We start from the raw sequence: 22669 nt of genomic DNA on the forward strand, positions 1-22669 counted from the left end.
AAGACCGGCGGTCAACGGTCGGTTTCCGGTCGGGTGGTCGCCCAGCCGCGCAGCATCGAGGGATCGACGACACCCGACGAACCCGGGTAGTGCTGCGCGTCGATGAGATGGGCAGCGGCCAGGTCATAGGCGAGTCGCGCATCGCCTGCGTCGATCGCGTCGATCACCTGCCTGTGGTCCTCCAGCACGGCCAGCCGCTCGTCGATCGGCACGATGCTGCCGTCCGCGACCCGACTGGACCAGCTGGTCTCGTGCGCCGACCACAGCATCTCCAGCGCCCCGGCCAGGATGATCATGGTCTGGTTGCCGCACAGCGCCACGAGCGACTCGTGGAACCGCCGACTCGCCGACGTCACGAGCAGCAGGTCCTCGACGGCCGCTACGGCCTCGGCATGTACCCGCCGCAGCTGGGGCACCACCTCGCTGCCCCGATCGTCACGCTGGGCGCACAGCCCCGCACAGGCGGGCTCGACCTGCAGGAGAGCGTTACCGACGTCGGACAGGCCCACCTCCTGGGACCCGAGAACCAGTCCGACGGTGTACGCGACGTTGGCCGCATTGGGCCGGCGTACGACGGCTCCGCCGAGCTTTCCGCGGCGGACGCGCAGCAGCCCCTCGGCCTCGAGAATGCGCATCGCCTCGCGCAGCGACGGCTTGCTCACCGGGAACTCGAGGAGCAGTTCGTCCTCCTTGGGCAGGATGCTCCCGTCGGCCAGCTCACCACGCAGAATGCGGCGCCGAAGCTGATCGGCGACCTGCTCGGCCAGTCGGCGAAATGCAATGGTCGGCTCTGCCACGAATCGATTGTCCACTCATCAAACGCCGAAGAGGCAATTGACCGCCGATAACGGACAGATAACAAAACAATCTCAAGCCGGTGACCAGCGGAAACATCGTTGCAGGTCGGACCGATGCTGTGTAACCGCCAAATTGCCGTTATTGTGCACTGCGTGGGTCGGCACTCATTAGCCAAAAAGCGACGCAAGTCGCCGGTTGTCCTGGCTTCGGTGCTTGGTCCTGCCGCCGTGCTCTTCGCGGTGGGCGCCGACATGCAACCCACCAAGGATGCGGTCAAGAGCGCCCCGGCCGACGAGGTCGCCCCGTGGAATGTCGAGATTGTGGCCGCCGCTCCGATGAATTCGTTCCCGGCGCCGATCGTCGGCCAGGTCAGCTTGAGCTCCGCTCCCGACACCGTCATCGCCGCATCGCGGTACCGCACCGTCGACCGCACGCTGCCTGTCGGACTCGCCCCGGAGCGCGGTCTGCAGGTGAAGACGATCCTCGCGTCGCGCGCGATCACGGCAGCCTTCCCCGAGATCCACAGCATCGGCGGTGTTCGGCCCGATGCCTTGAGATGGCATCCCAACGGCCTGGCCCTCGACGTGATGATCCCCAACCCCGGCAGCGCGGAAGGCATCGCGCTCGGTAACGAGATCGTCGACTACGTGCTGCGCAACGCGTCCAGGTTCGGGATGCAGGACGCGATCTGGCGCGGGGTGTACTACACCCCCAACGGCGCGCAACGTGGCGGCGGCTACGGCCACTACGACCACGTTCACGTCACCACCACCGGCGGCGGCTATCCGACCGGCGGCGAAAACTATTACCGCTGAGCCGGATTGACTAGGGGCGGAAAGTCACTCCGCCGTCGACACTGATCGTCTGAGCGGTGATGAAGCTGCCGTCGTCCGACAGCAGCAGGGCGCCCAGGGCGGCGACGTCATCAGGATTGCCGAACCGCGACTTGATCATCTGACGGGCGCGCGTCTGCTCCACGACGCCTTCGGGCATCCACTGTTCGTCGAACTTGTAGTGCCAGATCAGCCCGGGGGCAATGGCATTGGCGCGAATCCCCTTGGGGCCGTACTTGCGGGCGATATGCCGCATCAGCGCGAGTTCCGCCGCCTTGCTCATCGCGTAGGAGACCCGGCTGCCCCCGCCGTTGTACGCCTCGATCGACGCGGTGAACACGATGGAACCGCCGCCACTCTCGATCATCGGCGGTATCGCGTGCTTGACGCAGATCACGAAACCCCTTGTGTTGACGCGCATCACCTCGTCGAAGGCCTCCAGAGGCAACTCGACGACACCGCCGGGCAGGTAGGCGTCGGCCGCGTTGGTGAAGTTGACGTGGATACCGTCCAGCCTCCCGAAGGTGTCCACCGCCAGCTTCACGATCGCGATGACCGACTCTTCGTCGGCGCCGTCCAGCCGGACGCCGAGCACCCTTTCGGGGTCGAGATCGGCGACGACACGCGACACGACCTCTTCATCGAGGTCACCGATCACAAGGCGCGCGCCCTCGTCGGCGTACCGGCGCGCCAGGCCATCTCCGATACCGCCGAGCCCGGCGACAATGACGACCTTGTTCTCCAGCTGTCCCGACACGACTGACATATTGCCTCCAGCCATTCTTCGGTGTGGATGTGGCCACTGCTTTTCGCGCATAAGGTGGCCGCAGCGACATATCGTTCAGCAAAGCCACACCGCCAGGAGGTTGACTTGGAGGGCACTCCGTTCGGTCGCTACAGGTTGGTCGAGTTACTCGGGCAGGGCGGTATGGGCGACGTCTGGCGCGCCTACGACACGGTGACCGATCGCGTAGTGGCGGTGAAGGTACTGCCAGCCCATCTGGCCAGCGATCAGACGTTCCAGGAACGATTCCGCCGGGAGGCTCGGGCGGCGGCGGGGCTCAACAATCCCCACGTGGTGCCGATTCACGACTTCGGCGAGATCGACGGACGTCTGTTCGTGGACATGCGGCTGATCGAGGGTGAGGACCTCGGCACACTGCTCCGGAGCGGGCCCTTGCCCCCGCAGCGCGCCATCAGGATCATCGAGCAGATCGCGCTGGCGCTGTTCGCCGCCCACCGGATCGGGCTCGTGCATCGCGACGTCAAACCGTCGAACATTCTGGTGACCGAGGACGACTTCGCCTACCTGATCGACTTCGGCATCGCTCGGGTGGAGGGTGAAGCCGGCCTCACCGATACCGGAACCGCGGTGGGCACCTGGGCGTACATGGCGCCCGAGCGATTCTCCACCGGCTCGGCAGATGCGCGCGCCGACGTCTATGCGCTGACATGTGTGCTCTACGAAGCGCTGACCGGTGAATCACCTTTTCCGGGAAAGACACTCGAGCAGATCGCGTCCGCCCACATGCTCCATCCCCCTCCGGCGCCGTCGACGGTGAGGCCGCAGATCCCCCAGGCGATGGATCAGGTCATCACCACCGGCATGGCGAAGGAGCCCGACCAGCGGTATCGCTCGACCAAGGATCTTGCGACGGCCGCTCGCGCCGCTGTCGGCGGGGAGCAGGCTCGGCCCCAAGCTGGACACCAGGACCACACGCAGGCCGCGCCGCCGGCGTGGACGGCCGAGCCGACCGCGCAGATGAACCAGCCCGGCCCGACGATGGCCGCCCGGCCACCGGAACCGACCGAGCGTATAAATCAACCACCCCCAGACGCATTCGCCGCCGCGACGCAGTACCGGACGCCGACCGATCGGGTCCCGCCCACTCCACCCGTCGCGCCCCCGCCACCCGCCGCGACCGGCTCGCCTTCAACGCGGCGCAGAAACATTCTGCTGGCCTCGGCTGCCGCGGTACTCGTCGTGATCGTGGCCGTCGTCGCGGTGGTGATGTTCACCGGCGACTCCGACTCACCGTCGAGCGGCACTGCGTCGTCGCCTGCTGGGCCCTCGGCGTCGGGACAGCCGTCGACACAGCCGTCCGGACCGCAGCCGACGCCCGGGGCTATGTTCAGCGGCACGCAACCGTGGACCGTCGACGTCTCCGGAGCCCCGAAGTCCGACCGCAGCGACGCGATCATCGGCGCGCTGAGCGCCGCAGGCGGTTGGGGCACCGAGAACAGGCTGCAGATCGACTTTTCGAACGCGGTCCTCTTCGCCGACGGCAGCACGCCGCGGATGCAGGTGGTCGGCACCGACGACTACTGCTTCGGAGGTCCGGCCTGCGACGCGGTGCCCGCCGAGATGCCGGTCCCGGAGAACGCCAACATCGGTGGCTCACCGGATCTCCAGTGCGATCCGTCCGGGAACACCGAGGGCCAGGGGGACTGCCAACTGCTTGTGGTCGACCGCGACGGTCAGAAGCTCTACGAGACGTACCAGTCGACGAAGGACGGCGAAAACATAAGGGCCCAAGGCTTCTTCATCTGGGATCTGAACAAGGAGTACCCGGACAACCTGCGCGGCGATCAGTGCACGAGCGCAGACGCGGGCGGTTTTCCCATCGCCGCCATGACGCCCACCGCCGACCAAGTCGCGTCGGGCTCAATCGATCACGCGATCCGGTTCATCCTGCCCAACGACCGGATAAGAGCAGGTGTCTATGTGCACCCGGCGAGCCACGCCGGTGGTCCCGAAAGCACCGACCCCAACGCACCCCCCTTCGGTGTGCGACTCCGGCTGAAGGCCGACTTCGACGAGTCGGGCTACACCGACCCGCAGAAGGTGGTGATCAAAGCCCTCAAAACCCACGGAATGCTGCTTGCCGACGGCGGCCAGGTCCCGCTGACCTTCTCTGACGACCGGACGAGCACCGCAAAGTGGGCGGACCTTGGTATCGCCTCGGATACGTTCAGCGCGATCACTCCCGAGGCGTTCGAGGTCGTCGAACTGGGACCGGACGTCCCCCTGACGTACGACTGCATTCGTAACCCCTGATATGGCGCGTCGCGGCATCGTTGTCGTCGGCAGCGGCCCGATCGGCGCGGTGGCCGCCCGGCGTTTCTGCGAGGCGGGTGAGCAGGTGACGCTGCTCGAAGCGGGTGAGCCGATCTCGTCGCCGCCGGGTAGCCATGTCCGCAATCAGGCTCGCTTCCAACAAGATCCGGACTCCTATTTCGCCGGTATTGAAGGCTACTTCCGCTATTTCGACGAGACCGCGCCGCCGGCCGGACTGCCCGGCGCGTCGACGACGACTGCGGTCGGCGGTCAAGGCGTGCTGTGGACCAACAACTGCCCGCGCCCTGCCGCATTCGAACTGTGGCCGGTGATGCCGGATGTCGAGTGGGACCGGTATCTCGAGGACGCCGAACGGTATTTCGACGTCCGCGACGACACGTTCGACGCCTCGGTACGCCAGCGGTGCATCACCGAACGGCTGCGCGCTCCGCTCGCCGAGGATGGTCGCGAGATCGTCGGACAGCCAATGGCGGGAAGGCTTGTGGATACCGCCACCATCCACTACGTCGCGTCCGAGGACATCCTCGCCGGGGCCGACGTGGGCGTGCGACATGGCGAGGTGCGCCGTGTCGATACCGATGGCGAGCGTGTCGTGGGCGTCGAGCTCACGGACGGTGAGCGCATTGATGCCGAGGTCGTGGTGGTGGCTGCGGGCGCCTTTGACACACCGTTGCTGCTGCACCGATCTGGGCTCGGGTCCGCGGCGCTCGGAAAGTACGTCACCTACCATCCCGTGTTGTTCTCGCAGTTGGTGCTCGACGAAAGCCTCTGCCGCGGTGACGGTTACGACATTGCGCCTCGGCTGCAGATCCCACCGACGGTCGCGGCGCCGTGGAACACGATGATCCTGCGGGATACCTGTCCGGCACCCGCCGCGCGCCCTGACATCGAAGTGGCGGCCAACCGGCTCGTCGAAATCCAGTCGTTCTGCCCCGTCGACAACCATTCCGAGAACGCCATGGTGATCGACGACAGCGGCGTGTGGTTCGACGTCCCGCTGCGCGAGGCCGATCGTGCCCGCATGGATGCCGTTCTCGCCGATCAGCATCGGCTCGCCGCTGCGCTCGGTCGTTTCCGCGCGGGTGTGGAACCGCAATGGATGGATCTCGGGTTCGCGCATGTGATGGGCACGTGCCGCATGGGCGCCGTCGATGACGGGACGTCGGTGACCGACGGCTTCGGTGAGGTGTGGGGAACGCGGGGTCTCTACCTGGCCACCGTCGGGGTGATTCCCACCGCGCTCGCGGTCAACCCGACGCTGACTGCGGCGGCGCTAGCGCTGCGCAGCGTCGATCACGCACTGCGTCAATAGATTTCGCCGGTCAAACACGCAAGCCGGTGAACGGCTCGAACGGTAGGTTGCGCACCACGAACCACACTGCCACGACAACCATCGTCACCGTGGCGGCCCAGCGGTGGTGCTGCCAGCCCGCGATCTTGCGGCCGACGACCTGGCCGTACGTCCACACGAGATGCGCGACGATCAGGAATCCCACCGCCACGACAGCGAGGGCGTTGAAACGCACCGCAGCCAGGAAGTCCCCGTGCAGTAGCGAGTAGATCATTCGAAGTGTGCCGCAGCCGGGGCAGTCGATGCCCAGAAGGGCTTTCGTCGGACACACGGGAAGAAAGCCGCCCGGTGTGGTCGGATCACCGATCCAGACGACCGCGCACGCACCTGCCGCCACGGCGCCCACCAGAAGTGGGCCGCCGAGGCGAACAGGCACGCTGTGCCGAAGCGGTGTAGCGATCAGTATTCAGTCGTTGTAGAGACGTCGCCGTCGAAGGTCAAGACGCCCGCGACCATGAGGATGGCGTAGATGACGGCCACGATGACGCCGGCGATGATGCCCCACATCGCCCACTTCTTGGCGGCAGCGGACGACGCCTGCGCTGCGTCGTACTGGCCCTGCGCCCAGAGCCCGTTCACCTGGCTTGCCTTGACGATCGAGACGATGCCGAACGGGAGACAGCAGAACAGTGTCACCAGAATGGCGAGCACCAGGTGCGAGCTTGGCGCCGCGCCCTGAGGTTGCGGAGGCGGGTAGTTGCCAGGCGGTGGCGGTGGTTGTGTCATCGTCGTCTTCCTGTTAAGGCCGTTAGGACGGAAAAGCGGTGCTAAATGTACCCGAGCAGCGCCCTAAAAGCCGGGAAAATCAAGATCAATATTGTGTTCCCGGACCATGCCCGGATATCCCGCTCACCTGCATATTTGCGTTGGCAACGGTCGGGAACGCTCTAGCGTATGGGCTCTCGCGTTGGGTTTGCTGTCCACGGGCGCATCCCGCCCGTTTGCGCGCCTAGTCTGGCAGCATGACCACGCCGCCGGAATCGGATTACCCGCAGATGGCCGCTGAACGCGGTCGCATCGAACCGGCTCCGCGCCGGGTTCGCGGCTACCGCGGCGCCGAGCTGGTATTCGACACGACCTCGGCCCGCTATGTGTGGGAGGTGCCGTACTACCCGCAGTACTACATACCGCTCTCGGATGTCCGCGCCGACGTTCTACACGAGGGTCTTCCGGGTGTGCGGGTTTTCGACGAGGGCGATCTCGCCGGATTGGTCCGGTTCCGTTGGGACACGTTGGACTGGTTCGAGGAGGACGAGCCGATCTACGGCCATCCACGCAACCCGTATGCGCGCGTGGACGCACTCCGCTCCCACCGCCACGTCGTGGTCGCGCTTGACGGAGTGACGTTGGCCGAGACCCGCTGCCCGGTAATGCTTTTCGAGACCGGACTACCGACCCGCTACTACATCGACCGCACCGATGTCGCGTTCGCACACCTCGAACCGTCGAACACGCAGACGCTGTGCCCGTACAAGGGCGTCACGTCGGGGTATTGGTCTGTGCGCGTCGCGGACGGGCTCGTTGCCGACCTCGCCTGGACCTACGAGAGGCCGCTACCTGCCGTGGCGCCGATCGCAAACATGATCGCGTTCTACAACGAGAAGGTCGACATCACCGTCGACGGTGTGCAACTAGCCCGTCCGGCAACCCATTTCAGCTAGGCGAGCGGTGCGGGCGGTGGGCCGAGCACCTCGATGTTGAACCGGGCGCAGACCTCCGCCACATGGCCGGGGTCGATCTCCTCGGGTGCCGGCAGCACGGGGTCGCCGGTGGACTGTCCGAGTGCGGCGACGAAGGTTTCGAAGCCTCCCGGCGTCGACACCTGGAACACCCGGGCAGTCTCCGAGCGGACCTGAAACGTGTGCGGAAGGCCCCGCGGCAGCCAGATCACGGATCCCGCCTCGTGCACCGCCTCCACGTCGCCGCACGAGAACCACATCTGGCCTTCGATGACGTAGAAGAGTTCGTCCTCGGCGTCGTGGCGGTGCAGTGGGGGCCCAAAGTTCTTGGGACCCAAAAACTCCATGGCGGTGAACTGACCGTTGGTCTGCTCGCTGTTGATCTTCGCGGTGTACAGCGTGTTGAGGAAGTGGAAGTGCCCGCCCTCGTCGCGGGCGATCATCGCGGGACTTTGTGACGTCATGAGTGCAAAGTGTGCAGGGCTCAGGCGAGCTTTTGCAGCTGGAACGGACTCTGGGTCACGATTCCGCCCGCACACCCGAAGTTGGAGTCGGACGTCATCACGCCAGCCAACGTCGCCGGGTCGACCGACATCGACACCACGGCCGGTTCATAGTGGCCGTCGTCGCAAGTAAGACCACCCGGCTTCGAGACCGTGAAGTTCCAGCGGCCACCGCTGAATGTGGTGGGGGTGCTCCACCCCGCGTTGCTGGTGACTGTGCCGGCGCACCCGGTGACGCCACAACTCGTCGCGATGGTCCACACGTTGTAGGGGTCGCCGTCAGAGGAGCCATAAGTGCCGTTCAGGAGTGCTGGGTCGGCCGCCGCTGCAGCGGCAAGTGCGACGCCCGCGATCGCCGGCGCCGCGACAGCGATGGCCATTGTGCGCAAGACCTTTGTCATAGTGATCAGGAATTTAACGGTCAGGTCACCCCGATCGGCGTCAGCACGGCTTGCGATTCCTGGTTGTGGCCGTCATGTCGCCGAATCGAAATCTCCGGCGTGAACCGCAGGAACATTTTTGCGACCAAGGGTGCGGCGAACAGCATCAACACGACGCGGATCACCTGGGACGTCATGACGAATGCCACGTCGGAGTCCGATCCGATGGTGGTTCCGAGCACGGCGTAGATGCCGCCGGGACTGGTCGCGAGATATCCGTCGAGCTGACTGAGGCCTGCGACGTTGGCCAGCACCACGCCCAATCCGGCCACCGCGACGTTGAGCATCGTGATCAACACCAGTGCGGTGGGCAGGATCCGGCGGATCGCGCGCAGTGATTCGCGGTCGAACTGAAGCACCGTCTGCCACACGAAGAGCAGCGCCGCACCCTGGGCCAGCATCACCGGGACGTCGACACCGGCGAGCACTCCGCTGAATTCCAGCGCGATGGTGATCGCCATCGGGCCGAGCAGCCCGGCGCCGGGGAGCCGCACCGCGCGGCCAGCCGCTACGCCGATGACAACGATCGTCACGATCAGCGGCAGGCTGAACAACAACGGCACGCTGTTCGTGGCGGCGGCAGGCGATGCGTCTGTTGCGGTTCCGCCGAAGACGACCGCGACGACGAAAGGCATTGCCGCGGTGATGATTGCGACGCGCAGGTACTGCACTGCCGCGACGATGCGATCGTCGGCACCGAGCTCGCGCGCGATGGACACCACCCCCGACGAACCGCCCGCGACGAGCGAAAGCGCACCGGTCAGCGGGCTGATCCCGCGGTGCATGCCTAGGAGCGCGCCGCCTGCGATGCAAATGGTCAGCGTCCCGACGGCGACGGCCACCACCGCTACCCAGTCCGACGCGTCGAGAGACGTGAACGAGATCTCGCGGACCAGAAGTCCGGTGGCCACTCCGAGCACACCCTGGACCGCCACGGTCGACGCCGCCACCGCCTGCGGCGCGCGGCGCGCAAGGGTCCAGGCCAGGACTCCGCAGATGAGAGCGACTGCGGCGAGCTCGACGGTGTTCATGGTGCATAGGGTCCGATGCTGTTCTTGGCGATTCCTAAAAACCAACGGTGTGCACGGCTCCAAGAAACTTCAAAGAATCGGTCACCAATCTCGTGTCACGCATCCCTGCGATACACGAGAGGAGTCCGCAGATGCTCATGATGACCGGATCCAAGGTGTGGGATCGCACCTCCTTTGACGGCGAGTCGTACATGATCACGGTCGAGCCGCACCAGGCAGAGGCCTGCATGCACGTTGTGTCTGAGCTGCGGCGACGCGGCAAGCGGATCGATACCGTCGAGGCCACTGACTTCCGTCATCCCGCGCTCGCCGAGCTGGCCGGGATCATCAGCAAGCATGTGCACTCCGTCGCAGGCTTCGTCGTGCTGCGCGGGCTGCCGTCCGAGGGGTGGACCGATGAGGAGGCCTCGATGCTGTACTGGGGTCTCGGCACGTATATGGGGCGGCCGCTGCCGCAGAACCGGGCCGGTGATCGTGTCTACCTGGTTCAGGACACCGGTGCGACGCTGATGGAAGCGCGCGGTTCGAAGACGAATCTCGGGATGATCTACCACACCGATTCGGCCGCGGCCTTCGTCGGCAGCCGTCCCGACATCCTCGCGCTGATGTGCCTGCGCAAGGCAGTGTCCGGAGGTGAGTCGCTGATGGTCAGCGGTCACACGGCCTACAACAGCCTGCTGTCCACGCGGCCGGATCTAGCCGAGGTGCTCTACGGAGAGTTCCTCTTCGACCGGTCGAAGGACACCGCCGAAGGCGAGGACCCCGTGTCCCGTGGCTCGGTGTTCACCGACACCGAAGACGGTGTGGCCATTCGGTACAACCGGTTGCATATCGAACTGGGGCATCATCTTTCGGGAAATCCGCTCACCGCGCGCCAGCGTGAGGCGCTCGATGCGTTCGATGCGATCCTCAACGATCCGGCGAACGCCATCGACTTCACGATGGAACCCGGCGATGTCTTCTTCGCCGACAACAACACCATGCTCCACAACCGCAATGCCTTCACCGACGCCACCGAGGTCGAGCACCGGCGGTGCTTGGTGCGGCTCTGGCTCGCCGCGGGGTCGGCCAAGTACATGTGGAGCCGATGACGGGAATCGAACCCGCGTATTCAGCTTGGGAAGCTGATGTTCTGCCATTGAACTACATCGGCGTGACTGGCTGTGCCAGTGATCACGAAGGCTAACACTCGAGCGGCTACGCTCGTCGCGTGCTGCTCTCCGATCGTGACATCAAGTCCGAAATCGCCACCGGTCGGTTGGGCATCGACCCGTACGAGGAAAGCCTGATCCAGCCGTCGAGCGTAGACGTCCGGCTGGACAACCTGTTCCGGGTGTTCAACAACACCCGCTACACCCATATCGACCCGTCGACGCGCCAGGACGACCTCACGACCTTGGTCGAACCCAAGGAGGGCGAGCCGTTCGTGCTCCATCCCGGCGAGTTCGTCCTCGGCTCCACGCTGGAACGCTGCTCGCTGCCAGCCGACCTCGCCGGCCGCCTGGAGGGCAAGTCCTCGCTCGGCCGCCTCGGGCTGCTGACTCACTCCACCGCCGGGTTCATCGATCCGGGGTTCACCGGCCACATCACGCTGGAACTGTCCAACGTCGCAAACCTGCCGATCACCCTGTGGCCAGGCATGAAGATCGGCCAGCTCTGCCTGCTGCGGCTGACCAGCCCCGCCGAGCATCCCTACGGCAGCTCGCAGGCCGGGTCCAAGTACCAGGGTCAGCGCGGGCCCACCCCGTCGCGCTCGTATCAGAACTTCATCAAGTCCAGCTGACGTGAGCTTTCGGTAACTGCGGCGAAACACGAAACATTCCGGAAACACTTTTGCCGCGCGGCGGAAACGTAGGGCCGAAATGCTCTTGGCGAACCTCGCCGAAGGAGCTGACGTGCCCGAGATAGATCCCGCCGCGACCGCATGGCTGCTGGCCGCCACCGCGATGGTCCTGCTGATGACCCCGGGCCTGGCCATCTTTTACGGCGGCATGGTGCGCACCACCGGGGTGCTCAACATGATCATGATGTGCTTCATCTCGATTCCCGCGTGCACGGTCGCCTGGCTCCTACTCGGCTACACCGTCGCTTTCTCCGAGGACGCCGGCGGCGGATTGATCGGCAATCTCTCACACTTCGGCATGCTCGGTATCGATCCGACGACCGTGCGCGGGTCTGTGCCCGAACTCCTTTTCGCCACATTCCAACTCACGTTCGCGATCGTCACCGCCGCACTGGTCAGTGGCGCGATCGCCGACCGCGCGCGGTTCTCGGCATGGTGCGTTTTCGTCCCCCTGTGGACCGTCGCCGTGTACGCCGTAGTGGCGCACTGGGTCTGGGGTCCCGACGGCTGGCTGTTCAACCTCGGCGCGCTCGACTACGCCGGCGGCCTGGTCGTCGAGATCGTCTCCGGCGCTTCTGCTTTGGCGTTGGCACTGGTGCTCGGTCCGCGCATCGGCTTCAAGAAGGACGCAATGCGTCCGCACAACCTGCCCTTCGTCCTGCTCGGCGCCGGCCTGCTGTGGTTCGGCTGGTTCGGTTTCAACGCCGGTTCGGCACTGGCGGCAAACGGCACGGCGGCCGCCGTCTTCCTCAACACCCTCGTCGCGGGTTGTCTCGGCATGCTGGGCTGGATCGTCGTCGAGCGGTTCCGCGACGGCAAGCCGACAACCTTCGGCGCCGCGTCCGGTGTCGTCGCCGGCCTTGTTGCGATCACGCCGTCCTGCGGAACGGTCAACACGCTCGGCGCCATCGTCGTGGGTCTGGCCGCGGGCATCATCTGCTCGTATGCGGTCGGGCTCAAGTTCCGGTGGGGCTATGACGACTCGCTCGACGTCGTCGGCGTCCACTACGTCGGTGGACTCGTCGGGGTGCTGCTGATCGGATTCCTCGCCGCGGAGGTGATGACGGCCGGCCCCGAGGGCCTGTTCTACGGTGGCGGCCTCGCCCAGCTCGGCAAGCAGGCATTGGCGGCCGTGGTGGTCACGCTCTATGCCTTCACCGTCTCGTATGCCCTGGCCAAGATCATCGACCGCGTTCTCGGATTCCGCGTCAGCCCCGAGGACGAGACCACGGGCGTCGACTTCACCCAGCACGCCGAGACGGCCTACGCCGAAGGTGTGCACGGACACCAGCCCGTGCGGCGGCCGACACTCGGCGGTCCGGGCCCCCTGGGGCAGCGCGCCGAGACCGCTGAGGACAGCTCGGAGTGAGTCTTTTTCTGACGGTTTGAACGGCCCCGCGCATCCGGCCGTTGACCCGGGTAGGGTCGAGGTACCGGCATCGTCGGGACGCCGGAGCTGCCATAGATCTGGCTACGACTTGATCGCCGTCAGCAAATGCGTTTTGAATGTAACGCGCCTGCAGATCCGGTCGATTAAGTACTAGTGGTCGGCTCGTGCGGATTGTGGGGCCCACCAGAGAATTAGATGGATTAGCAAACTTATTGGAGGGTAAGTGGACATCGTATTGGGTGTGTCGACGACACCTACGACGGTCCGCATGGTGCTGGTCGAAGGAGAAAAAGCCGACGGAGTGACCGTCGACCACGACTCGTTCGACGTCGCCTCGAAGGAAGGCTCGGCTAACTCTGCGGCCGATCAGGTTGTCGAAGCGGTGCTGGGCACTCAGGAGAGCGCCGCCACCGGCGGTCATCACCTCAAGGCGATCGGTGTCACCTGGAGCGACCACACCGAGGGTGCGGCACTGCGTGATGCGCTGGCGGCCAAGGGCCTCGACGACGTGATGCTCGTGTCCGCGAGCCACGCAGCGGCATCACTGGCACAGGCGGCAGGCCGCGCAGTCGGCTACGACACCACCGCGCTGCTGTTCATCGACCGCGACACCGCGACGCTTTCGGTCGTGCAGACCGACGATGGCTCGGTCGTCAAGGTGCTCAGCAGCAGCCTGCACAGCGCGGACGCGATGGGCGTGCTCTCCGAGATGGCCGCCGCTGTCGACGCGCAGGACTCGCCTCCTCAGGGCATGTTCGTCGTCGGCTCGGGCGTCGACGTCTCCTCGGTGAAGGAACATCTCCGGCATCTGGTCAGCCTCCCGGTCAACGCGCCGGACGAACCCGAACTCGCGCTCGCTCGCGGTGCAGCTCTGGCCGCCGCCAACGCTCCGGCCATGGAGTCGTCCACTGTCGGCCTGGCCTACTCGCTGGACCCCGACGGCACCACCGCAGGTTCGGTCCTCGCCGGGCTCGCCAATGTCGAGACGCAGATCCGGCCGGTCGGCTCCGACGGCGCGGCGCTCGGGGACTACGACCCCCAGACCGACATGCAGCTGGCCGAGGGGGAGCGCAAGCCGTTCCTGCTCGTCGGCAGTGCGCTGACGTCCATCTTCGTCGTCGGCGTTGTGGCCCTGGTCATTTCGTTGGCGGTGAGCATCCGCCCGACGGCCGACCAGCGGCCCAGCCCCGGCCAGAACGCACTCGTCCCGACGACGGTCGTGCCCGCCGCTCCGGCGCCCGCGCCCGCACCTGTTCCTGAGGCGAAGCCGCTCGTGGCGCCGCCTCCGCCACCCGCAGCGCAGACGATCAAACCTCCGGTTCCCGTGGCCCAGCAGGTTCCGCAGGCACCGCCGCGGACGGTCTACGTCGAGGCGGCACCGCCACCGGCGGCTCCACCACCAGCCCCGGCGGCTCCGCCACCGGCACCGGCCGCCCCGATTCCCGCGCCTGCGCCGCCGCCGGTGTACGTGCCGCCGCCCGTGTACAGCCCACCGCCGTTCTACCGGCCGTGGACGCCGCCATGGCGCCCGACCTACGTGGCGCCGAAGCCGTGGGAGCCGCCGCGGTGGAATCCGCCGTGGGACGACGAACCTGAAGAGCCCCAGTTGCCGCAGCCGCAGGTTCCTCAGCTCCCTCAGGTCCCGCTGATTCCGCAGTCGCCGTCGCAGAACGACGGAGGCTTCAACAACGGCGGCTCGGGACGTGGCAGCTCGGGGTCGGATGGCTCGCGCCGTGGTTCTCAGTACCCGGGATCGGGCTCGTCGGGTCGCGGCGGTTCAGGGCAGAATTGCTTCCTGATCTTCTGCAGCTGACACCAGGCCGCGCGCACTCGTAACCTGCCGTTGGTGTGCTGCTAAGTGTCGCGTAGCAGTTAGCTCATCACGGCTGCCTAAAGAGGTGGTATGCGATGCGCAGTTTTCGGTACGGGCTATCTCGGTGCGACACACGCCGCCGGAATGGCCGAACTCGGACACGACGTGATAGGCGTCGACATCGATCCCGGGAAGGTCGCCAAGCTCGCTTCGGGCGATATACCGTTCTACGAGCCGGGCCTGCGAAAGATGTTGAGCGACAACATTACTGCGGGTCGCCTCCAGTTCACCACTGACTATGACGCGGCAGCACAATTCGCTGACGTGCACTTCCTCGGTGTCGGGACTCCGCAGAAGAAGGGTGAGTACGGTGCGGACCTGCGGCATGTGCACGCCGTCATCGACACGTTGGTGCCGCGGCTGTCGCGGTCAGCGGTGATCGTTGGAAAGTCCACGGTCCCAGTAGGCACTGCCGCCGAACTCGCCGAACGGGCCCGGGCGTTGGCACCCGAAGGCGTCGACGTCGAGGTGGCATGGAACCCCGAGTTCCTGCGTGAGGGTTTCGCCGTCCACGACACGTTGCATCCCGACCGTATTGTCCTTGGCGTGCCGAAGAATTCGGTCACCGCCGAAGCGGCTGTCCGCGAACTGTATGCTCCGCTGCTTGCCGAGGATGTACCGTTCCTTGTCACCGATCTGCAGACCGCCGAACTCGTCAAGGTGTCGGCCAACGCGTTTCTGGCCACGAAGATCTCCTTCATCAACGCGATCTCGGAAGTGTGCGAAGCCGTCGACGCTGATGTCACGATGCTCGCCGACGCTCTGGGCCACGACTCCCGCATCGGACGGCGATTCCTCAACGCGGGCCTCGGATTCGGTGGCGGCTGCCTGCCCAAGGACATTCGCGCGTTCATGGCCCGCGCCGGTGAACTCGGCGCCAACCACGCGCTGACGTTCCTTCGCGAGGTCGACAGCATCAACATGCGCCGTCGTACCCGGATGGTGGAGCTGGCCACCAATGCCTGCGGCGGTTCACTACTCGGCGCGAACATCGCCGTTCTGGGTGCGGCGTTCAAACCCGAGTCCGACGACGTTCGTGATTCACCGGCACTCAACGTCGCCGGCATGCTGCAACTCAACGGTGCGACCGTCAATGTCTACGATCCAAAGGCCATCGAGAACTCGCGGCGTCTGTTCCCGACGCTGAACTACTCGACATCGGTGGTGGAGGCGTGTGAACGCGCTGATGCAGTGCTGGTGCTGACCGAATGGCGTGAGTTCACCGAGCTCGACCCGACCGATCTTGTCGGCACTGTGCGTGCCAAAGTCATTGTGGACGGCCGTAATTGCCTCGATGACGAGCTTTGGTCTGCTGCGGGATGGCGGGTGTACTGCCTGGGCAAGAGCGCGCACGCGGTCAGTCCGCCGTCGCTTGTTTGAGCATTCCGTCGAAGCCCTGCCACAACAGCATGAAGACGAGTTCCACGACGCGCTCACGCGGCACGTCACGGTTTCCGTACCACCAGCTGGCGACGCCGTGACACGCCGCCTGGGTTGCCGTGGCGAGTATCCACGCCGCGTCGTCAATGGTGATGCCTTTCAGGGGCTTTGAATCACCCGCGCCGAATCGGATCAAATCGGCGATGCCCGCGGTGCCGCGGTCGGCCAGTTCCTGCCGGACTTCGGCAATCTCCGGGTCGGCGGGGACGTCCTGGTGGAAGACGCGCCAAATAAACGGATCCTCTTCGACGAATGCGAAGTAGTTCTCGATGCTGGCGCGCACCATTTCCTCGACCGTCGCACCTTCGAGACGTCGCAGCGAGCGCTCCCGTAACTGCTCGGCGTGGGCTAGCAGGAGCGTGACGTGCAACTCGCGTTTGGAGCCGAAGTGGTCGTAGAGGACGGACGGCACGACGCCCGCCCGCGCGGCGATGTCAGACATCTTGGCGGCGGTGTAGCCGTGCTCGGCGAAGACCTCGACTGCCGCCTCGAGGATGCGAACCCGTCGCTCCTCGGTTGCTACCCTAGATGGCATCGAAGGGCGGATGGACATGGCTCAGACCGCGATCAAGCAGCGAATTCACTGGCTTGCCGTGCACGGATCGATCCGCGGAATCTCCAAGGTCTTCGCCCGGCGGGGCGACCCGCAGGGACGGCTGGTCGTCGATCCGACCGTGCGGTCGAACCCGATCGCTTTCATCGACGAGTTGCGTGCCCGCGGCCCACTCGTGAAATGCCGCGCGGTCTACATGACCGTTGACCACAAAGTCGTCAACGATCTGCTGCGCTCCGATGATTTCCACGTCTTCGGGATGGGCTCGAATCTGCCCAAGCCGTTGCAGTGGCTCGCCGATCGCACGAAATCCGATCTGCTGCATCCGATTCAGCCCCCGTCCATGCTGTCGGTCGAGCCGCCGCAGCACACGCGCTATCGCAAGCTGGTCTCATCGGTGTTCACCACCCGCGCGGTTGCGGCATTGCGCGACCGCGTTCAGGATTCGGCGAACGCGCTGCTCGACGACCTGACCGACGCCGGCACCGTCGACATCGTCGACAGGTATTGCTCGCAACTCCCCGTCACCATCATCGGTGACATCCTCGGCGTACCTGACGACGCCAGGCCCCGCATCCTCGAGTTCGGCGAACTCGGGGCGCCAAGCCTCGACATCGGTCTCACGTGGCAGCAGTACCGAACGGTCTACCGCGGCATCAGAGGCTTCAATGAGTGGCTGTCGAACCATCTGCACGAGCTGAGCCGCAACCCCGGCGACGACCTGATGAGCCAGATCATCGTGGCGTCAAAGGACGCCGAAGGCGGTCCGCTCACCCACCACGAGTTGCTCGCGACCGCGGGTCTGGTGCTGGCCGCGGGTTTCGAGACGACGGTCAATTTGCTGGGCAACGGGATCCGCATGCTGGTGGATCATCCCGAGCATCTCGAGACCCTGGCCGAACGTCCCGAGCTGTGGCCCACCGCGGTCGAGGAGATCCTGCGGCTTGACTCGCCGGTTCAACTCAGTGCGCGCATCGCGACGAAGGACATCGACGTCGCGGACACGCTGGTAAAACGCAACGCAGGCGTGATCTTGTATCTCGCCGGCGCCAATCGCGACCCGAAGGTTTTCGACGATCCGCACCGTTTCGACCTCGAACGCCACAACGCGGGTAAGCACCTGTCGTTCTCCGGCGGGCGGCACTTCTGCCTGGGCGCGGCGCTGGCCCGTGCCGAAGGAGAAGTAGGCCTACGGACGTTCTTTGAACGTTTCCCCGACGCACGGCTCGCGGGCGGGGGCAGTCGCAGGCAGACGCGGGTGCTGCGGGGATGGTCGACGTTACCGATCGCGCTTGGCGAAGCGCGCACGGCGGTAAGTTCGTGAGGTGGACTTCCGAGCCGCCCTGCTCGATCAAACACAGGCATTCGGCGAACTGATTCGCGGCGCAGACCCTTCGACGCCGGTACCGACGTGTCCCAACTGGACGCTGAACCAATTGTTTCGCCACGTCGGACGCGGAAACCGGTGGGCGGCGCAGATAGTCGCCGAGCGCCGCAATGAGCCGCTGGACCCGCGTGATGTGCGTGACGGCACGCCGCCTGACGATCCCGACGCCGCCATTGCGTGGCTCAACGGTGGTGTGCAGCAGCTGATCATGGCCGTCGAGCAGGTAGGGTCCGACGCCCGCGTGTGGACGTTCAATGGGCCGAAGCCCGCCGGGTTCTGGATCCGCAGACGTCTGCACGAGGTGGTTGTGCACCGAGCCGATGCTGCGCTCGCGCTCGGGGTCGACTACCGACCGTCCCCTGAACTGGCGGCCGATGCCATCAGTGAGTGGATCGAGCTGATGGTGCTCCAATCGCAACGACTGGGCCCGGCGGTGGACCGTGGCCGCGCACTGCACCTGCACGCCACCGACGCCGGACTCGGGCCGACGGGCGAGTGGACGATCGTCAACGACGAATATGGGGTGAACTGGACTCACGACCACGGGAAAGGTGACGTGGCGCTGCGTGGACCCGTCAGGGACCTGCTGCTGGCGATCGTGCGCCGACGCCAGGCATCGGAGCTCGATATCGACGTTTTCGGTGACAACTCGGTGTGGGACGCATGGCTCGAGCGCACACCGTTCTGAGTGGCGTATTTTCACGACCATGACGACATCGGAGATCGCGACCGTCCTTGCTTGGCATGACGCGCTCAACGAGCAGGACCTCGACACCCTCATCCAGGTATCCAGCGACGACATCGAGTTCGGCGACGCCAACGGCGCGGGGCAGGGTCACGGCGCCCTACGCGAGTGGGCGAGTTCCCTGGCGACGTCTGCGGCCGTTCCCGGCCGGATGTTTGTCCGCGACGGTGTCGTCGTCGCAGAGGAGGAAGACGGCAAGGCGGCGGCGTTCCGCGTCGTGCGCGACCACGTCACCTCGGTGTTCCGGCATCACGACCTCGCGTCGGCGCTGGCGGCCACCGAGCTGAGCGAAAGGGATCTGGCGGGCTGATGCGGGGGATCATTCTGGCCGGGGGCTCGGGGACGCGGCTGTATCCGATCACGATTGGCGTGAGTAAGCAGCTGGTCCCGGTGTACGACAAGCCGATGATCTACTACCCGCTGTCCACGTTGATGATGGCCGGGATCCGCGACATCCAGATCATCACCACCGCGGACGACGCACCCGCCTTTCACCGATTGCTCGGTGACGGTTCGCAATTCGGCATCAACCTCACGTATGCCGTGCAGGAGAAACCCGACGGCCTGGCGCAGGCGTTCGTGATCGGTGCCAACCACATCGGGAACGAGCCGGTGGCACTTGTGCTGGGGGACAACATCTTCTACGGCCCGCGTCTGGGCACCAGCCTGTCGCGATTCCATGAGATCAGCGGCGGTGCGGTTTTCGCCTACTGGGTCGCCAACCCCTCGGCCTACGGCGTGGTGGAGTTCAGCGAAGACGGCGTCGCGTTATCGCTGGAGGAGAAGCCCGAGACTCCGAAATCGCAATATGCTGTGCCGGGGCTGTACTTCTACGACAACGACGTCATCGAGATCGCACGTGGCCTGAAGCCCTCGGCGCGAGGCGAATACGAGATCACCGACATCAACCAGACCTACCTCAACCAGGGTCGGCTTTCGGTGGAGGTCCTCGCTCGCGGCACGGCCTGGCTGGACACCGGAACCTTCGACTCGCTGCTCGATGCCAGCGACTTCGTGCGCACCATCGAGCGCAGGCAGGGCTTGAAGATCAGCGTCCCCGAGGAAGTGGCGTGGCAGGTCGGCTTCATCGACGACGAGCAGTTGGCCGCGCGCGCAAAGACTCTGCTCAAGTCGGGCTATGGCCGTTACCTGCTGGGGCTGCTGGAGCGCTAGGCGTCGCGAGCACCGCGGCGATCGCCGTCGTCAGCGGCACCGAAAGCGCAAGCGCAATGCCGCCGACGGCGGACCGCGCGATCTCGATGGCGACGCTCTCGCTCGTCAGCACGTCGCCCAGTGAGCGGTTGGCGACGCTGAACAGCAGCAGCAGCGGCAGCGCGCTACCTGCGTAGGCCAGCACCAGCGTGTACACGGTGCTCGCGATGTGATCACGGCCCACCCGCATAGCGCCGACGAACACCGCGCGGCGAGAGGTGCCTTCCAGCGCGGCCAGCTCGAAGGCCGTCGACGCCTGTGTGACGGTGACGTCGTTGAGCACACCCAGTGAACCGACGATGAAACCGGCCAACAGCAGCCCGGTGATCGACACGTTGCCCAGGTACGTCGCAACCGCGTTGTTCTCTTCCTCGGAGAGACCGGTGAGATGAGTCAACTCGATTGCGGCCCAAGACAATACGGCCGCAAGTAAAAGCGATGCCAGCGTCCCGAGCAGGGCCGCGCTGGTACGCAGGCTCACACCGTGTGCCAGGTAGATCACCGCGTACAAGATCACCGACGATGCCACCAGCGCGACGGGGATGGCGGCAGTTCCGTCGCGCAGGGCGGGCAGCATGAACGCGACCAGCACCAAGAACGCGACGACGATCCCGACGATGGCCCGCAATCCGCGCCACCTGGCGACTGCGACGACCACGACCGCGAATGCGACGGCCAGGCCGACCAGCGGCCACGTCCGCTCGTAGTCGTAGAACGAATAAGTCGTGGTGCCGGTCGGGTCGACCTGGCGGGTGACTCTGATCGCATCGCCAACCGCGAGCTGCGGCTGGCCGGCCCCGCCGCTGAACTCCAGCAGCGTGTTGGCACCCGCGTTAGGACCGGAGTCGATCGCGATGAATGCCTGCACGCATTTGGCGCCCTCGCCTTCGGTGGGTGCCGGCGGGGCCGTCAGCACCGCCCCGACCGATTGGTAACCGCACGTCGCCGCGGTGCTGGACACCACGTGACCGGCCTCGGTGGTGACGGCGCCGCCCTCGGCGTTCTGGAACGGCAGCGGGATGTCGACCTTCTGCTGACTGGGCCAGAGCCACGCCGCCCCGGCCAACGTCACGACGCCGATGGCGATCAGCAGTCCGACGACGACCTTGGCGGCCAACGGCCCCAGCGGTGACGGGCCGCTGAGGGAATGCGAATGGGCGTGCGAATGCGTCACCCGCAACAGGGTAGAGGTTGTTTTGAGATTGTTATTGCCGGTAGCTGACGAGGAAGTTGCCCAGCCGATCGATGGCGTTGGCCAGATCGCGAGCCCAGGGCAGCGTCACGATACGCAGATGGTCGGGTGTCGGCCAGTTGAAGCCGGTGCCCTGGGTGACCAGGATCTTCTCCTGCATCAGCAGATCGAGCACCAGTTGCTCGTCGTCGACGATGTCATACACCTCGGGGTCAAGTCTCGGGAAGGCGTACAGCGCGCCTTGGGGTTTCACGCACGACACCCCTGGGATCTCGTTGAGCTTCGTCCAGGCGATGTCACGCTGCTCGAGCAGCCGTCCGCCCGGCAGCACCAGATCCTCGATGCTTTGATGCCCGCCAAGGGCGACCTGAATTGCGTACTGCGCGGGCACATTCGGGCACAGTCGCATATTGGCGAGCAGGCTGATGCCCTCCAAGAAGCTGCTTGCGTGTTCCTTGGGGCCGGTGATCACCAGCCAGCCGGCGCGGTAGCCGGCCACCCGGTAGGCCTTGGAGAGGCCGTTGAATGTCAGCGTCAGCAGATCAGGCGCCAGCGTCGCGACGCTGATGTGCTCGGCGTCGTCGTAGAGGATCTTGTCGTAGATCTCATCGGCGAGCAGCAGCAGTTGATGCTTGCGCGCCAATTCGACTATCTGCTCGAGGATCTCGGTGCCGTAGACCGCACCGGTGGGGTTGTTCGGGTTGATCACGACGAGCGCCTTGGTGCGGTCGGTGATCTTCGCCTCGAGGTCGGTGATGTCGGGCTGCCAGCCCTGGGTCTCGTCGCACAGGTAGTGCACGGGCGTACCGCCGGCCAACGAGGTCGACGCGGTCCACAGCGGATAGTCCGGCGCGGGGATGAGCACCTGGTCGCCGTTGTCGAGCAGCGCCTGCAGCGTCATCGTGATGAGTTCGGACACCCCGTTGCCGAGGTAGACGTCGTCGACGTCGAATCGGGGGAATCCCTCGACCAATTCGTAGCGGGTGAACACCGCGCGGCGGGCCGCCTGGATGCCCTTCGAATCGGAGTACCCCTGCGCGTACGGCAACGCCTGGATCATGTCGCGCATGATCACATCGGGCGCCTCGAACCCGAACGGCGCCGGGTTGCCGATGTTGAGTTTGAGGATGCGGTGGCCCTCGGCCTCGAGACGTGACGCGTGCTCGTGCACAGGGCCACGGATCTCGTACAGCACGTCCTGCAGCTTGGATGACTGCGTGAACGTGCGCGGCCGCGGATGCTGCCCGCTGGCTTGAAACGGCACGTGGTGCGTAGTCACGTCGACAATCGTCTCACTGTCGTCCAGCGAATATCTAAAAA

Annotated in this window: 23 protein-coding genes and 1 tRNA gene; 13 read left to right on the forward strand and 11 right to left on the reverse strand. The window is 65.6% G+C overall.

The window, feature by feature from the left end:
* Positions 1-11: 11 nt before the first annotated feature.
* Positions 12-797 carry a FadR/GntR family transcriptional regulator gene (locus ACIA48_RS04170; RefSeq protein WP_396727881.1) on the reverse strand — a complete coding sequence of 262 codons (786 nt, stop codon included), beginning with the start codon at positions 795-797 and terminating at the stop codon, positions 12-14.
* Positions 798-950: 153 nt separating this feature from the next.
* Here ACIA48_RS04170 and ACIA48_RS04175 point away from each other — a divergent pair, with 153 nt between their 5' ends.
* On the forward strand, positions 951-1613 hold the full coding sequence (locus ACIA48_RS04175; protein WP_396727883.1) for a hypothetical protein: 663 nt from the start codon (positions 951-953) through the stop codon (positions 1611-1613).
* Between the two features lie 10 nt (positions 1614-1623).
* On the opposite strand, the gene ACIA48_RS04180 is transcribed toward ACIA48_RS04175, so the two are convergent.
* Positions 1624-2397, reverse strand: a complete 774-nt coding sequence (locus tag ACIA48_RS04180) for an SDR family NAD(P)-dependent oxidoreductase (protein WP_396727885.1) — start codon at positions 2395-2397, stop codon at positions 1624-1626.
* A gap of 105 nt (positions 2398-2502) precedes the next feature.
* Here ACIA48_RS04180 and ACIA48_RS04185 point away from each other — a divergent pair, with 105 nt between their 5' ends.
* On the forward strand, positions 2503-4689 hold the full coding sequence (locus tag ACIA48_RS04185; RefSeq protein ID WP_396727887.1) for a protein kinase: 2187 nt from the start codon (positions 2503-2505) through the stop codon (positions 4687-4689).
* Position 4690: 1 nt separating this feature from the next.
* Positions 4691-6022: an FAD-dependent oxidoreductase gene (locus ACIA48_RS04190; protein ID WP_396727889.1), complete on the forward strand. Its 1332-nt coding sequence runs from the start codon at positions 4691-4693 to the stop codon at positions 6020-6022.
* 10 nt (positions 6023-6032) lie between these two features.
* On the opposite strand, the gene ACIA48_RS04195 is transcribed toward ACIA48_RS04190, so the two are convergent.
* Together ACIA48_RS04195 and ACIA48_RS04200 are read right to left on the reverse strand one after the other, a co-directional pair.
* Entirely contained in the window at positions 6033-6437 is a 405-nt protein-coding gene (locus ACIA48_RS04195) for a DUF2752 domain-containing protein (protein ID WP_396727891.1), read from the reverse strand.
* 23 nt (positions 6438-6460) lie between these two features.
* Positions 6461-6787, reverse strand: a complete 327-nt coding sequence (locus ACIA48_RS04200) for a CD225/dispanin family protein (protein WP_396727893.1) — start codon at positions 6785-6787, stop codon at positions 6461-6463.
* Between the two features lie 236 nt (positions 6788-7023).
* Between ACIA48_RS04200 and ACIA48_RS04205 the strand changes: the two genes are divergently transcribed.
* Entirely contained in the window at positions 7024-7722 is a 699-nt protein-coding gene (locus ACIA48_RS04205) for a DUF427 domain-containing protein (RefSeq protein WP_396727895.1), read from the forward strand.
* Here the strand turns inward: ACIA48_RS04205 and ACIA48_RS04210 are convergent.
* The 3 genes from ACIA48_RS04210 to ACIA48_RS04220 are packed head-to-tail and all read right to left on the reverse strand — an operon-like array spanning position 7719 to position 9714.
* Positions 7719-8204 carry a quercetin 2,3-dioxygenase gene (locus ACIA48_RS04210; protein WP_396727897.1) on the reverse strand — a complete coding sequence of 162 codons (486 nt, stop codon included), beginning with the start codon at positions 8202-8204 and terminating at the stop codon, positions 7719-7721. The two genes, ACIA48_RS04205 and ACIA48_RS04210, sit on opposite strands and share 4 nt — an antisense overlap.
* Before the next feature lie 20 nt (positions 8205-8224).
* Complete coding sequence (locus tag ACIA48_RS04215) at positions 8225-8623, reverse strand: hypothetical protein (RefSeq protein ID WP_396727899.1); 399 nt, start codon at positions 8621-8623, stop codon at positions 8225-8227.
* Between the two features lie 41 nt (positions 8624-8664).
* Positions 8665-9714, reverse strand: coding sequence for an AbrB family transcriptional regulator (locus ACIA48_RS04220; protein ID WP_396727901.1), 1050 nt, complete (start codon positions 9712-9714; stop codon positions 8665-8667).
* A gap of 131 nt (positions 9715-9845) precedes the next feature.
* On the opposite strand from ACIA48_RS04220, the gene ACIA48_RS04225 reads away from it, so the two are divergent.
* A complete protein-coding gene (locus ACIA48_RS04225; protein WP_396727903.1) occupies positions 9846-10805 on the forward strand; it encodes a TauD/TfdA family dioxygenase in 960 nt (319 codons plus the stop codon).
* On the opposite strand, the gene ACIA48_RS04230 is transcribed toward ACIA48_RS04225, so the two are convergent.
* Positions 10794-10867 (reverse strand) — tRNA-Gly (locus ACIA48_RS04230). The genes ACIA48_RS04225 and ACIA48_RS04230 overlap by 12 nt on opposite strands.
* A gap of 57 nt (positions 10868-10924) precedes the next feature.
* Between ACIA48_RS04230 and dcd the strand changes: the two genes are divergently transcribed.
* From dcd to ACIA48_RS04250, 4 genes are all read left to right on the forward strand, one after another.
* Complete coding sequence (gene dcd / locus ACIA48_RS04235; RefSeq protein WP_396727905.1) at positions 10925-11497, forward strand: dCTP deaminase; 573 nt, start codon at positions 10925-10927, stop codon at positions 11495-11497.
* A 112-nt stretch (positions 11498-11609) separates the two neighbouring features.
* Positions 11610-12926 (forward strand): ammonium transporter, encoded by a 1317-nt coding sequence (locus ACIA48_RS04240; protein WP_396727907.1) that lies wholly within the window; start codon positions 11610-11612, stop codon positions 12924-12926.
* Between the two features lie 244 nt (positions 12927-13170).
* Positions 13171-14760 carry a hypothetical protein gene (locus ACIA48_RS04245; RefSeq protein ID WP_396727909.1) on the forward strand — a complete coding sequence of 530 codons (1590 nt, stop codon included), beginning with the start codon at positions 13171-13173 and terminating at the stop codon, positions 14758-14760.
* Positions 14761-14850: 90 nt separating this feature from the next.
* Positions 14851-16200 (forward strand): UDP-glucose dehydrogenase family protein, encoded by a 1350-nt coding sequence (locus ACIA48_RS04250; protein WP_396727911.1) that lies wholly within the window; start codon positions 14851-14853, stop codon positions 16198-16200.
* On the opposite strand, the gene ACIA48_RS04255 is transcribed toward ACIA48_RS04250, so the two are convergent.
* Positions 16178-16795, reverse strand: a complete 618-nt coding sequence (locus ACIA48_RS04255; RefSeq protein ID WP_396727912.1) for a TetR/AcrR family transcriptional regulator — start codon at positions 16793-16795, stop codon at positions 16178-16180. The two genes, ACIA48_RS04250 and ACIA48_RS04255, sit on opposite strands and share 23 nt — an antisense overlap.
* A 16-nt stretch (positions 16796-16811) precedes the next feature.
* Between ACIA48_RS04255 and ACIA48_RS04260 the strand changes: the two genes are divergently transcribed.
* Genes ACIA48_RS04260 through rfbA form a run of 4 tightly spaced genes read left to right on the forward strand, consistent with a single transcriptional unit; the run spans position 16812 to position 20118 of the window.
* A complete protein-coding gene (locus tag ACIA48_RS04260; RefSeq protein WP_396727914.1) occupies positions 16812-18137 on the forward strand; it encodes a cytochrome P450 in 1326 nt (441 codons plus the stop codon).
* Position 18138: 1 nt separating this feature from the next.
* Positions 18139-18888, forward strand: coding sequence for a maleylpyruvate isomerase family mycothiol-dependent enzyme (locus ACIA48_RS04265; protein ID WP_396727916.1), 750 nt, complete (start codon positions 18139-18141; stop codon positions 18886-18888).
* A 19-nt stretch (positions 18889-18907) separates the two neighbouring features.
* The gene (locus ACIA48_RS04270) at positions 18908-19255 is read left to right on the forward strand and encodes a nuclear transport factor 2 family protein (protein WP_396727918.1); all 348 of its coding nucleotides are present in this window, start codon (positions 18908-18910) and stop codon (positions 19253-19255) included.
* Positions 19255-20118, forward strand: a complete 864-nt coding sequence (gene rfbA, locus ACIA48_RS04275; RefSeq protein WP_396727920.1) for a glucose-1-phosphate thymidylyltransferase RfbA — start codon at positions 19255-19257, stop codon at positions 20116-20118. Before ACIA48_RS04270 ends, rfbA begins: the two co-directional genes overlap by 1 nt.
* Here rfbA and ACIA48_RS04280 read toward each other — a convergent pair.
* Positions 20072-21331, reverse strand: coding sequence for a YibE/F family protein (locus ACIA48_RS04280; protein ID WP_396727922.1), 1260 nt, complete (start codon positions 21329-21331; stop codon positions 20072-20074). The genes rfbA and ACIA48_RS04280 overlap by 47 nt on opposite strands.
* Positions 21332-21362: 31 nt before the next feature.
* Complete coding sequence (locus tag ACIA48_RS04285; protein ID WP_396728506.1) at positions 21363-22655, reverse strand: pyridoxal phosphate-dependent aminotransferase; 1293 nt, start codon at positions 22653-22655, stop codon at positions 21363-21365.
* Positions 22656-22669 lie beyond the last annotated feature (14 nt).

It is taken from the genome of Mycobacterium sp. NPDC051804 (assembly GCF_044452905.1).
Classification (GTDB): domain Bacteria; phylum Actinomycetota; class Actinomycetes; order Mycobacteriales; family Mycobacteriaceae; genus Mycobacterium.